Origin of the sequence: Halomonas sp. BDJS001 (genome assembly GCF_026104355.1) — a bacterium.
Taxonomy (GTDB): Bacteria; Pseudomonadota; Gammaproteobacteria; order Pseudomonadales; family Halomonadaceae; genus Vreelandella.
This window is the reverse complement of sequence record NZ_CP110535.1, coordinates 3,359,577-3,372,556: the sequence shown is the minus strand read 5'-3', so window position 1 is coordinate 3,372,556 and position 12,980 is coordinate 3,359,577. Positions and strand designations below refer to the sequence as shown.

At 57.4% G+C, this 12,980-nt stretch carries 10 protein-coding genes; 9 read left to right on the top strand and 1 reads right to left on the bottom strand.

What is annotated here, in order from left to right:
• Positions 1–20: 20 nt before the first annotated feature.
• Positions 21–929 (bottom strand): LysR family transcriptional regulator, encoded by a 909-nt coding sequence (locus tag OM794_RS15700; RefSeq protein ID WP_226247392.1) that lies wholly within the window; start codon positions 927–929, stop codon positions 21–23.
• 152 nt (positions 930–1,081) lie between these two features.
• On the opposite strand from OM794_RS15700, the gene OM794_RS15695 reads away from it, so the two are divergent.
• The 9 genes from OM794_RS15695 to OM794_RS15655 all read left to right on the top strand — a co-directional run bounded on the left by OM794_RS15695 (position 1,082) and on the right by OM794_RS15655 (position 12,958).
• Entirely contained in the window at positions 1,082–2,593 is a 1,512-nt protein-coding gene (locus OM794_RS15695; protein ID WP_226247390.1) for a CoA-acylating methylmalonate-semialdehyde dehydrogenase, read from the top strand.
• A gap of 26 nt (positions 2,594–2,619) precedes the next feature.
• The gene (locus OM794_RS15690) at positions 2,620–4,296 is read left to right on the top strand and encodes a GMC family oxidoreductase (protein WP_226247388.1); all 1,677 of its coding nucleotides are present in this window, start codon (positions 2,620–2,622) and stop codon (positions 4,294–4,296) included.
• Positions 4,297–4,492: 196 nt separating this feature from the next.
• Positions 4,493–4,696: a cold-shock protein gene (locus OM794_RS15685; protein WP_088699784.1), complete on the top strand. Its 204-nt coding sequence runs from the start codon at positions 4,493–4,495 to the stop codon at positions 4,694–4,696.
• Between the two features lie 242 nt (positions 4,697–4,938).
• Positions 4,939–6,708: an SLC13 family permease gene (locus OM794_RS15680; RefSeq protein WP_226247386.1), complete on the top strand. Its 1,770-nt coding sequence runs from the start codon at positions 4,939–4,941 to the stop codon at positions 6,706–6,708.
• Between the two features lie 90 nt (positions 6,709–6,798).
• Positions 6,799–7,464, top strand: a complete 666-nt coding sequence (locus OM794_RS15675; RefSeq protein WP_226247384.1) for an alpha/beta hydrolase — start codon at positions 6,799–6,801, stop codon at positions 7,462–7,464.
• Positions 7,465–7,504: 40 nt separating this feature from the next.
• On the top strand, positions 7,505–8,200 hold the full coding sequence (locus tag OM794_RS15670) for a hypothetical protein (RefSeq protein ID WP_265153903.1): 696 nt from the start codon (positions 7,505–7,507) through the stop codon (positions 8,198–8,200).
• A complete protein-coding gene (locus OM794_RS15665) occupies positions 8,197–9,687 on the top strand; it encodes a complex I subunit 5 family protein (protein WP_226247378.1) in 1,491 nt (496 codons plus the stop codon). Before OM794_RS15670 ends, OM794_RS15665 begins: the two co-directional genes overlap by 4 nt.
• Complete coding sequence (locus OM794_RS15660) at positions 9,684–11,189, top strand: complex I subunit 5 family protein (RefSeq protein ID WP_226247376.1); 1,506 nt, start codon at positions 9,684–9,686, stop codon at positions 11,187–11,189. The genes OM794_RS15665 and OM794_RS15660 overlap by 4 nt, the downstream gene beginning before the upstream one ends.
• Complete coding sequence (locus tag OM794_RS15655) at positions 11,186–12,958, top strand: complex I subunit 5 family protein (protein ID WP_226247373.1); 1,773 nt, start codon at positions 11,186–11,188, stop codon at positions 12,956–12,958. Before OM794_RS15660 ends, OM794_RS15655 begins: the two co-directional genes overlap by 4 nt.
• Positions 12,959–12,980 lie beyond the last annotated feature (22 nt).

Genomic DNA, 12,980 nt, shown 5'->3' with positions numbered 1-12,980 from the left:
TGTCACAGCTTTTTTATGACTTAGCCTAGACGATGAGGCCATACCTCATCCAGCGTGCTAAGCGCCGCGCTAACGGTGGGTTCGTTGGTGCTTTCATGACGCCAGATAAAGCTTAATGCGCAGGGCAGGCGAATATTGTCCGCCACTGCCAAGCCACTCTCCTGGCGCTCGGTCATCGCCAGAGCGTCCCGGGCCAGGCTTAAGCCAACGCCTGCGCGCACCAGGTCAAGCATGCAGGCCTCCTGGTCAACTTGGGCCACCCGGTTGGGCACTGCGCCGCTCGGTGCCAGCGCCTGCTTTAACAGCCGGTAGTGGGCGGAGTCTTGGGGCGTCACAATCCATGGCAGCGTCGCCAGATGCGCCCAACAGGTGTCAGTAAGCCGATTTTCCCACCCCGCAGGGGCAATCACATGGTAATCAAAGTGGGTTAGCTCACGCCAAGCGAGCCCTCCATGCTCTTGGCCCGAACCTTCGCCGGGCGGCGCCAGATAAAAGCCGACATCCAAATCACCTTGTTCAATGCGATTAAGCACGCTGCCGCTCATGCCATGGTGCAGCTCGGTTTCTAACTGGGGCGCACGGGCCATCAGGCGGCTTAGAAATGCCCCCAGGCGGAGAAATTCCGGGTCAACAATAGTGCCGATTGAGAGCTTGCCGCGCAGCGTGCTATGTAGCGTTCCTGCGGTCTGTTCAAACGCCTGGGCGCTGGCCAGGGCTTTTTCAGCGGCAGGTAGCAGCGCATGGCCGTCGGCCGTCAAGGCAAGGCCCTGAGGGCGGCGGCTAAACAGCGTGAGGCCCAAATTGGCCTGTAGCTGCTTCAACTTTAGGCTAATAGCCGGTTGCGTCAGGTGTAGCTGCTCTGCAGCTCGCGATACGCTGCCCGTTCGTGCCACGGCCACAAAGGCGCGCAGCGAGGCGTACTCTTGCATAATTAGCCTCAAATATTTGTCATGATATTAGTAGAGCTTATAACTGGCTTTTAAATAACTCAATTGATCCGTTCGCTGGGCCCAGTAGGCTAGGCTGAAAGTAAGCTCTCTGCACACCCTCTCGGCGTGCGTTCTTAAAAACAGGTACTCCCATGACAACTACAGCGATTCAGCACTTTATTAATGGTCAGGTCACCGCTGGTGAGTCTGCTCAATCCCAAGACGTTTTTAACCCCGCCACTGGCCGAGTTACCGGCCGTGTATCGCTAGCTTCCCCGGCGGACGTCAATACGGCGGTAGCGGCTGCCCAAGCCGCTTTCCCCGCTTGGGCTGATACCCCGCCCATCCGCCGCGCCCGGGTGATGTTCAAGTTTTTAGAGCTGTTGAACGCACATAAAGATGAGCTAGCCGAAGCGATTACCAAAGAGCACGGCAAGGTGTTCACCGACGCCCAGGGTGAAGTGGCCCGTGGTATCGATATTGTTGAATTTGCCTGCGGTATCCCGCAGCTGTTAAAGGGCGATTATACCGAGCAGGTGAGCACAGGGATCGATAATTGGACGACGCGCCAGCCGTTAGGTGTCGTCGCTGGTATAACGCCATTTAATTTCCCGGCCATGGTGCCGATGTGGATGTTCCCGCTGGCAATTGCGGCGGGTAATACGTTTATTTTGAAGCCAAGCCCGCTCGACCCCAGCGCTTCACTGCTGATGGCGGACTTGCTAAAGCAGGCAGGCCTGCCCGATGGCGTATTTAACGTTGTGCAGGGTGATAAAGACTCCGTGGAAGCACTCATCGACCATCCGCATGTTAAAGCGCTGTCGTTTGTGGGCTCAACGCCGATTGCCAACCTGATCTACGAGCGTGGCGCCCGCAACGGCAAGCGCATTCAAGCCTTGGGCGGGGCCAAAAACCATATGGTCGTGATGCCCGATGCACATTTGGATAAAGCCGTCGACGCATTGATCGGTGCCGCCTATGGCTCCGCCGGCGAGCGCTGTATGGCGATTAGCGTGGCGGTGTTGGTGGGTGATGTGGCTGATAAGGTCGTCCCAACATTGGCAGAGCGTGCTAAAGCGCTGAAAGTAAAAGATGGTATGCAGTTGGATGCGGAAATGGGCCCCATTGTGACTCACCAAGCCCACCAGCGAATTACCGGGTATATCGAAAAAGGCGTGGCGGAAGGCGCCGAACTGGTGGTCGATGGCCGCGATTTTAATGCCTCCGAGGCGGGTGATGAGTGTGCTGAAGGGTTCTGGATGGGCGGCACGCTGTTTGACAATGTCACCCCCGAGATGACGATCTACAAAGAGGAAATTTTTGGCCCGGTGCTGGTCTGCGTGCGGGTGCCGGATATTGCCACCGCGATCCAGTTGATTAACGACCATGAGTTCGGCAACGGCGTTAGCTGCTTTACCGAAAGCGGCACGGTAGCAAGGGAGTTTGGCCGCCGTATTCAGGTCGGTATGGTGGGTATCAATGTGCCCATTCCGGTGCCTATGGCGTGGCACGGTTTTGGCGGCTGGAAGCGCTCAATGTTTGGTGATACCCATGCCTATGGCGAAGAGGGCGTGCGTTTCTACACCAAGCAGAAATCGATTATGCAGCGCTGGTCGGATTCGATTGATGCCGGGGCTGAATTTGTAATGCCCACGGCGAAGTAACGCCCACACGTTACCGGAGCCGACTAATGTCAGAACCCACCAATAACAATTTCGACTATATCGTGATTGGCGCAGGCACCGCGGGGTGCCTGCTGGCTAATCGTTTGAGTGCCAACCCCCGTAATAAGGTGCTGCTGATAGAAGCGGGCGGTCGCGATAACTACCACTGGATTCATATTCCGGTGGGGTATCTCTACTGCATCAATAACCCGCGCACTGATTGGCTGTTTCGCACTGAGCCTGATAAAGGTCTCAATGGCCGTTCGCTGATTTACCCGCGGGGGAAAACTCTGGGCGGCTGCTCCAGCATCAACGGCATGATCTATATGCGCGGCCAGGCGCGGGACTACGACCACTGGGCGGACGTCACCGGCGACGACGCTTGGCGCTGGGAGAACTGCCTTCCCGACTTTATCAAACACGAAGACCACTACCGTCTGGACGAGGGCGGAGATGCAGACGCCCAGCACCGGGATTTTCACGGCCACGGTGGGGAGTGGCGGATCGAAAAGCAGCGCCTCAAGTGGCAGGTGCTGGATGATTTCGCCGAAGCAGCCGTCCAGGCGGGCATCCCGCGTACCGACGATTTTAACCGCGGCTCCAATGAGGGCGTGGCCTACTTTGAGGTCAATCAGCGCTCGGGCTGGCGCTGGAATACCGCCAAAGCGTTTTTGCGCCCCGCGCTGAAACGCCAAAACTTAACGCTCTGGCACTCCACGCAGGTCAATCGCCTGCTGTTTGATAAGAGTGGAGAAGCACTGCGCTGCAGGGGTGTGGAGGTGGAGCGTAATGGCGACTCCCAACGTGCCATGGTGAGCGGAGAGGTGGTGCTTTGCGCCGGTGCAATCGGTACACCCCATTTACTCCAGCTTTCTGGGGTTGGGCCAGCCGAACTGCTGCGCGAAAAAGGTGTTGAGGTAGTGCATGAACTGTCCGGCGTGGGAGAGAATCTGCAGGATCATCTACAGATTCGGTCGATATATAAAATCACCAATGGCAAAACCCTCAATGCCATGGCCAGCACGCTGTGGGGTAAAGCAGGCATTGGCTTGGAGTACCTGCTTAAACGCTCGGGGCCGATGAGTATGGCGCCTTCGCAATTGGGGGCCTTTACCCGCAGCACCCAGGATCAACCGCACCCTAACATTCAGTACCACGTGCAGCCGCTAAGCCTGGAAGCCTTTGGTCAGCCGCTACACCCTTACCCAGCGATTACTGCCAGTGTCTGCAATCTGAACCCTACTAGCCGGGGAACGGTACGACTTAAAAGCAGCGACCCGCGCCAGGCCCCGGCGATTTCTCCCAATTACTTGAGTACTCCAGAGGATCGCAAGGTGGCGGCGGACTCCCTGCGCGTGACACGGCGCATCGCCGAGCAACCTGCGTTTGCCAAATACGCGCCGGAAGAAGTGAAACCCGGCGTCGAGTACCAAAGCGATGAGGAGCTTGCCCGGTTGGCCGGCGATATCGGCACGACGATTTTCCACCCGGTGGGCACCGCACGAATGGGCCGCGAGGATGATGCCATGGCTGTGGTCGATGCGCGGCTGCGAGTGCGCGGTATTGATGGATTGAGAGTGGCCGACGCCAGCGTGATGCCGACGATCACCAGCGGCAATACCAACTCGCCCACGCTAATGATTGCGGAGAAGGCTGCTAGTTGGTTACTGGCAGAGCGTGGAGAAGTTTCTGGTAGCTCGTAGAGCTATTAATCGGCGTTTATCGGGGTGTTGACGTGGGAGGGTGGTTAAGCGCAAAATGGCGGAAGTAGGTTAGCAAGTCGAACGTTGTCAGCAGTATAGAAGCGCCTCTAGCGTTAAATCTGGTGAAAGTCTCTTGTTATACCCACTGTAATTCGGGTATTTCCCGGTTTAATTAGCAACATCGAGGATTTCGATCATGGCAACTGGTACCGTTAAGTGGTTTAACGACACTAAAGGTTTCGGCTTCATTTCTCCTGACGACAATGGCGACGATCTGTTCGCGCATTTCTCAGAAATTCAGGCTGAAGGCTTCAAATCTCTGCAAGACGGCCAGAAGGTTTCCTTCGACGTCACCCAGGGTAAAAAAGGCCTTCAGGCTTCTAACATCAAAGTTATTTAAGTTAATTCTTAAGCAATGAGATGTTAGCAATCACCGCTTAGCGTTGATTGACCAGAAAACCCCGCCAAAAACGCGGGGTTTTTGCTTTTTAGGTTTGGTAATTTAAACTTGCCTCACACCTCACACCTCACACCTCACACCATATTCCATTTCGATCTTTAAATGTTTCTAAAAATAACTTTTTAGAATATAAGATTGGCTTCACAATACCGCCATGCTTATTTGTTAAGGATGTCGTGGTTATGTCGCTGGATGCTTGGATAGCGGTCGGGGTGGTGCTCACCATCTTCCCGTTGATGGCCTTTTCACGCCTGGGGCCAGATATTATCTTGCTGGGCGCGGTTATTTTACTGATGACGCTGGGTGTGATTGACCCACAGCAGGCGCTGGGGGGCTTCTCCAATAGCGGTCTGTTTACCGTGGCGTTTATGTATGTGCTGGTGGCCAGCATTCGCGAAACCGGCGGCATCGACCTGATTATTCGCTATGTGCTTAAACGGCCCAAAAGTGAGCGAGGTGCGCTGGTTCGCCTGCTGCTGCCGGTGGCCTCGCTTAGCGGCTTTGTTAATAATACCCCCGTCGTTGCTACCTATATCCCCGCGGTCATGAGCTGGAGCCGTCGGCTGCGCCTGTCACCCCAACGGCTGCTGATGCCGCTTAGTTTCGCCTCTATTCTGGGGGGCACCATCACGCTGTTTGGCACCAGCACTAACTTAGTGGTGCATGGGCTGCTGTTGGAGCGCTACCCTGAGCTTGGCATGGGCCTGTTGGATTTGGCCTGGGTAGGTGTACCCGTGGCAATCGCAGGACTTGCTTATCTCGTCTTGTTAGGGCCACGTTTGTTGCCCGCTAGGGAAGGGCTGGCCAATGCGTTTGCCAACCCACGTGAGTTCACTATCGAAATGGAAGTCGACCCGGCAGGCGTGCTGGTGGATCGCACCGTTGAAGAGGCGGGATTACGTCACCTACAGGAGCTGTTTCTGGTCGAGATTGAACGCGCAGGCAACGTGGTGAGCGTGGTAGGGCCTGGTGAGCAGCTCAAAGGCGGCGACCGCTTGGTGTTTGTAGGCACCTCTGATGCAGCAGTTGAGTTGCAGCAAATCCGTGGCTTGATCCCCTCCCGGGATGGCACTTCCAGTTTGGAGAAGGAGTTTAAAGAGCGCCGCCTGGTTGAGGCGGTGGTCTCCAACCAGTGTCAGTTTATAGGCCAGCGTATTCGCGATGGTCACTTTAGAACCCTTTATGGGGCAGCGGTGCTGGCGATTTGCCGTGGCGGAGAGCGGGTTAAGGGTAATCTTGGCCAAGTGCGACTGCAGCCCGCCGATGTGCTGTTGCTGGAGGCGCGGCCCCCCTTTATTGAGCGGCATCGACAGTCGCGGGACTTTTTGCTGATTAGTGAGCTCAATGGCGCGGCGCGGCCTATCCATGAGAAAGCGCCGCTAGCGTGGGGCTTACTGCTAGGCGCCGTGCTGCTCGCCGCCTTCGGTGTGCTGAGCATGCTCAACGCTGCCATGCTGGGGGCTGCATTGGCGCTACTCACGGGCTGCTGTTCGGTGGGCGCCGCCAAACGTGGCTTGGATACCCAGGTGCTGCTCACCATTGCCGCGTCGTTTGGGGTAGGGGCGGCTCTGCAGAGCTCCGGTGCTGCCGGCGTGATCGGCGGTGGGGTGTTGACCCTGGTGGCAGGTAATCCACTGCTGCTGTTAATTGGCACATACTGCGTGGTGGCGCTGCTGACCGAACTGGTGACGAATAACGCAGCGGCGGTGATTATTTTTCCGGTGGTGATGAGTGCCGCAGAAAGCTTGGGCGTTAGCCCGATGCCCTATGTGGTGGCGGTGATGTTTGCCGCCTCAGCGAGCTTTTTAACCCCCATCGGCTATCAAACCAATTTGATGGTGTATGGCCCTGGTGGTTACCGGGTGAGCGATTTCTTACGCCTGGGCAGTGGATTAAATATACTGACGGGTGCCATAGCGCTGGTTTTAATACCTCTGGTCTGGCCTTTTTAAATGTGTTGTCACGATTTTAGGCACTCTCCCGCTCGCTGTTAACGCGGGTTTGCGCTAGGGTGACGCTTTTTGCATAAGGAATGCGACGTTATGACTGCTCCTGGCGAACTGGTTATTGAGCCGAAAGATGGTCAACCCGCCGATGCCTGTGTGTTTATTATTCACGGTTTGGGCGCGGATGGGCACGATTTTGAGCCGCTGGTGCCCGCACTAGCGCTGCCCAAAGATTCTCACGTGCGCTTTGTCATGCCCCATGCGCCACGCCTGCCGGTGACGATTAATGGCGGTATGGTGATGCCTGCCTGGTACGATATTTTAGCCATGGATTTGGGCCGCCGGGTCGATGAGGTGCAGCTCAAGAAATCGGCTGAGCGAATCCAGGCGCTGATTCAAGAGCAGATCGATCAGGGTATCGATAGCCAACGCATTATCGTGGCGGGCTTTTCGCAAGGGGGCGCGGTTGCCTACCATGCCGCGCTGACGTTCCCTGCGCCGCTAGGAGGGCTGTTGGCCATGTCGACTTACTTTGCGACCGCCGACAATATCGACCTCGCGGAAGCCAATCGTCAGATCCCTATTGAGGTTCAACACGGTAACTTTGACCCCATTGTGCCTGAAAGCCTGGGGCGCAGCGGCGCCGAGCGCTTAAAAGCGATGGGCTACGCGGTCAACTACCGCCAATACCCCATGGCCCATGCGCTCTGCCCACAGCAGGTCAATGATATCGGCAAGTGGCTGAGTTCGCGGTTGAACTGAGCACCTATTCGTGACCGATGCAAGGATGTAGCGAAAACGAATGATAGCTTTCTTTGAGGCGATAGCCGCTTTTGGTGTAATCGAAGTGCTGCTGGCGCTGGGCCTGATGGTATCGGCGCTGGTGTGTCTGTTTGATCGCCATCTGGTGCGTGCCTGCTACTTTTTTGTGGTCTTTGCGGCTGCAATGACGGTGGCATGGTGGCAACTCGGTACTCCCTGGCTGGCAACTGCTGAGCTGGTGCTGGGGCTAGGGTTAACCGGCCCTGTTTTTTTATGCCTGGGCCACGTTTTCCCCGGCGCTTCCTCCTCTCTTGAGCGCGATAACTTCAGCGAGCCTAGATCGCGGGTGGCGATACGGGTGCTCTTGGCGCTCGCCTGGTTTGTCATGGTGGGCGCCGCGATTCGCACGGTAATCGCCGACATGGCGTATTCGCCTTTAGAGCATCCGTTGCTGCTTGCCGGGGTGGTGATTGCCGCCAGTGCCTTAGGCGCCTTTGCGCTTCACCGTCATTTGCTGCGCCGTTTGCTGGCGTTCAATATTCTCGGCTCAGGAGTGTTTATGCTGCTGGCAGGCGTGGCAGGTACCTCGGCGACTGCTCAGGCACTGATTAGTGTAGGGCTGCTAGTCGCCTGGCAGGGGTCAATGCTGGGTGCGCTGTTGATTCGGCAGCTTTTGCATTTGGAAGGGGTCGGGGCTTTGGGGCGTGACGGTAAACCTAAAGAGGGCGCCATATGATTTGGCGCTTTGGCCTTTTCGATAGCACCTTTGACCCCCTTCTCCCTACCCACTGGGCGCTGCTAGCGGCGCTTGGCTTACCGCCACTACTGGGCATGCTGGCGGCACTCTTTCCTCCTAAGCGGGCATGGCCCGTCTTGCTAGCCAGTCTGCCAGTATTGGTCTCTGGGCTAATGCTGCTCTCTGCTTACGATCAAGCTGGACTACTGCGCTGGCAGTGGGAAATCGCCGGTATCCTGCTGTCGTTGCGTCTAAACGGACTGAGCGTGCTACTGCTGTTAATGACCCAGGTGATCGGCGTTGCGGCAGCGCTCTATACGCCGGGATATTTGCGTTTAAGCGAAACGGGGCCGTTGGCACGCTGGCTGTGGCCTTTGATGGGTGTTGTGCTTAGCGCGCTATCGTTAATTTGGCTGGCCACCGACCTATTGACCCTTTATGCAGCGCTGGAGCTAATGGGGCTGGCGGCGGTCGGCATGCTGATGCTATCGGGAAAGGCGCCCGCACTCGTGGCAGGAATGCGCTATCTGCTGCTGGCGCTGGTGGGCTCGCTCACCTATCTACTCGGAGTGGCGCTGATTTTGGGCCACTGGGGCCGGTTGGATTTGCCAGGCTTGGCTGAGGTCGTAGAGCCAGGGCCGGTGGCGTGGTTTGCCGCTGCGCTGATCGGTGCGGGGCTGGCTTTAAAAGCCGCGCTATTTCCCCTACATGCGTGGCTGACACCCGTCCATGAGAGCGCCTGGACGCCGGTAAGCGTGCTGCATGCGGCGCTGGTGATCAAGGCGTCGCTGTTTATATTGCTGCAGCTGTGGAGCATTCTGCTCCCTGATGCTTTCTATGCCCCGCGTGTTATCGCCTGGCTAGGCATGCTGGCGATTGTATGGGGCGGGCTGCTGGCATGGCGTACCGATTCACTTAAAACCCTGGTGGCTTCATCCACCGTGGCGCAGTTGGGGTATCTCATGGTGGCTTTTCCGCTGCTGCTGGGGCCGGATATTACGCCGCTACCCCGTGCGTTAGCCTGGGAAGGGTTTTGGCTGCAGCTGATGGGCCACGCCTTTGCCAAAGCCGCCATGTTTATGGCCGCAGGCAACCTGATACTGGCCACCGGGGAGAGCACGCTCAAAGGTTTGGCCGGTACCAGTCGCCGTTTGCCACTGTCGCTATTGGTGTTTGGCATCGCTTCCATCACCCTGATGGGCCTTCCGCCCAGTGCGGGCTTCACGGCTAAATGGATGCTGCTTCAGGCGATGATCATCACCCAGCAGTGGTGGGCGGTAGCGGCGCTATTAACCGGTACGCTGCTAACCGCGGCCTATGTGTTTCGCATGTTTCGCTACTCCTTTGATGAGACCGCCCCACGGCATCGTTATCAACCCTTGGCGCCGGGTATGGATCTGATCGCACTAACGCTTGCTCTGATTGCGTTCGCTCTAGGGCTATTGGCGCATTTCCCGCTGGAATTGATGCATGGAGGTAGCCCATGAACGCCGCCTGGTTACCGCTGACTGCTTTGGCCACTTCGCTACTGGTGGTGGTGATTATCTTTGCGCTGCCGGAAGACGCCCGGCGGCTGCGCACGACGATTAACCTAGCGGCGGCGGTGGTTAAAATTGTTCTGGTCGCCCTGATGGTCAGGCGGGTAGCCGCGGGACATGAGGATATTTTTAGCTTTCAGGTAGTAGGGGGCGTTGATTTTGTCCTGCGCAGCGATGCGCTAGGGGTGATGTTCGCCGGGTTATCGTCGCTGCTTTGGCTATGCACTACCGTTTATGCCATCGGCTATCTGGAAGGCTCTGCCAACCGGAAGCGCTTTTTTGGCTTTTTTAGTCTCTGCGTAGCGAGCACGATTGGCATTGCCCTTGCCGATAACCTGTTTACCTTCCTGGTTTTTTACGAAATGTTGACGCTCTCCACCTACCCGTTGGTGGTTCACAAGGGCACCCAGCAAGCCCTCAATGCGGGACGCGTCTATTTACGCTATACACTAAGCGCTGGTGTGGTGCTGCTACTGGGGGCTGTGCTGCTGTATAGCCTGACCGGGGATCAATCGTTCTCTTCAGAAGAGGGGTTGGGCGACTATGTGAACGATCACCGTGGCCTGCTAACGCTGATATTTGCGCTGTTAGTGGGTGGGCTGGCGGTAAAAGCGGCTATGGTGCCCCTGCACGGTTGGCTACCCAGAGCCATGGTGGCGCCCGCGCCGGTGAGTGCGCTGCTTCACGCGGTAGCGGTGGTAAAGGCGGGGGCATTCGGGATTCTGCGAGTCGTTTACGATTTGTTTGGCATTGAACTGAGCGTGGAGCTGGGCGTTATCACCGCGTTAGCGGTAGCGGCCTCTATTACGATTATCTATGGCTCGTTAAGGGCGATTGCTCAAGAGGAGCTCAAACCACGCCTCGCGTTCTCCACGATTAGCCAGGTCTCCTACGTCATTCTCGGCATCGGCTTATTCGGCCCTTTCGGCACCGTCGGTGCTTTAGCGCACTTGCTGCATCAGGGCTTAATGAAGGTCACGCTGTTCTTCTGTGCGGGTAACTATGCCGAGGAGCTGGGGATTCATCGTATTGATGAAATGGACGGTGCCGGCAAACGTATGCCGTTGACCAGCATTGCGTTTACCATCGGCGCGCTGGGTATGATTGGCCTTCCGCCGGTAGCGGGGTTTATTACCAAGTGGTACCTCGGGGTTGGCGCCATTCAAGCCGAGATGTACTGGGTGGTCGTTGTGCTAGTGGCGAGCAGTACCCTCAACGCCATGTATTTTTTACCCATTGTGCACCGTTTGTGGTTCCGCGTAGGGCCCGCCCATGGCAAAGGCAGTTGGCCCAAAGAGCAGCGTCTAGGCCGTTTAGAAACCCATGGCTGGTTACTTTGGCCCATGGTGTTTACCGCCATGGCAAGCCTGGGAGCCGGACTGTTTGCCGGGCTGCCCTTTAGCCCCTTGGATTGGGCCGCTCGTGTCGCGTCCGGGGAGTATCTGCCATGATGACGCTGCTGCTTGCTCTGGCGCTACTTTGGCCGCTGGTCGTCGTCGGTTGGACGCTATGGAGCGCCTACCGCACTCCCGCTGCGCAGCAGGGCTATTTTTCAGCACTATGGCTAAGCGCCGCTTGGCCCGCGCTGCTGTTAGCCTACGGCGGTGAAGCGCAGTGGACGATTGATGCCTGGATGCTGGGCGGCGAATGGGCGCTCAACTCGCTAAGCCGTCCCTGGCTTGCGTTTACCGCGCTGCTCTGGAGCCTGGCAGCGTTTCATGCCAGAGGCTATTTTGCCGCGGAGCAGGCGAAGGCCCAAAACGGTGATCAAGACGCCGAGCGACGCCTGTTGCGTTTAGCGCTGCTCTGGCCGCTGACACTGCTTGGTAACGTACTGCTGATTATTGCCCAGGATATCGCCAGTTTTTACCTAGGTTTTGCGCTGATGACCTTTGCTGCCTACGCCCTGGTGGTGCATAGCGGTACCGAAGAGGCTCGGCTGGGAGCCAAGGCCTATTTGATGTTAGCCGTGGTGGGGGAAGGGTTAATTCTAGGCGGCTTTCTATGGGCGGCTGGTGAGGCGAATACGCTGACGTTGCAAGGAGTGCGTGAAAGTATTCTGGAGGCGGAACAGGGGGCATGGATGGCCACTCTGCTGTGCTTGGGCTTTGGCGTAAAAGCCGGGGTCATTGGCTTGCATGTGTGGCTACCGCTGGCCCATCCGGTGGCACCAGCCCCTGCCAGCGCCGTGCTGAGTGGGGCGATGATTAAGGCGGGGCTGCTGGGTTGGATCAACGTGCTGCCGCTAGGCGAGGAGCAGGTGTCGCAATCGCTAGCCCAGTTTGGCAACTACATGTTAATCGCAGGGCTGGCGGCGGCCTTTGGTGCCGCCCTGTATGGCGTTTTTCAACGCCACCCAAAAGCCGTGTTGGCATACTCTAGTATCAGTCAAATGGGCATGATGACCGCGCTAGTGGCCATGGGGTTAGTCGCGCCAGAGGTATGGTCGCTTCTATGGCCAGGCTTGGTACTCTTTGCCGCCCATCACGCGCTGGCCAAAGGTTCGCTGTTTATGGGTACCAGTATCAGCGAGCACTTACCGCGCTGGCCGCTGCCGTTGGTCTGGGGGGGGCTGGCCCTACCGGGGATCTCGTTGGCGGGAGCCATTGGTGCGGGTCTGATCACCAAGTGGGGCGTGAAGAATCCGCTCTACGAAATGCACCATGAATCGCTGATCAAGCTGCTCAGCTGGGCGGCTGTTGGCACAGCGGCGCTCGTGAGCGTTGCCCTTTGGCGTCAGTGGCAGCAGCGTCATAACGGGGGCAGTAACCGCGAGCAGTGGGGCGCCTGGCTAGTCGCCATCGCCGCAGCGCTGTTAACGCCTCTTTGGCTCCCTCTACCTGCGGGCAGTATTGAGATGCCGCCCCTGAAAGAGTGGCTGGGGATTATCTGGCCATTCCCGGTGGGGATGCTGTTCGCCGCGGTGGGTTGGCTACTAACCCGCCCGCTTAAGGGTAAATCCCTCCCCGCCGGTGATCTATGGTGGCTCTATGCGGGGATGGTCGGCACTGCATTGGTGCCGATACGTCTGTTTGGGCAGTATTGTGCCGAGCTTAAAGCGGCGAGTGTGCTCGCTGGAGAAAAAGTGGAGGAGGGATTCATGCGCCGTTTAACGCCTTTGTTGTCGTCTGAGTTCTGGTTGCGTCACCATACCAGCGGGTTGATGATGGTGCTTGCCGTGCTACTTGCGGCGCTAATGATGTGGGAAGGTCAGCGATGAGACGACTGTGTGGGATGAACTC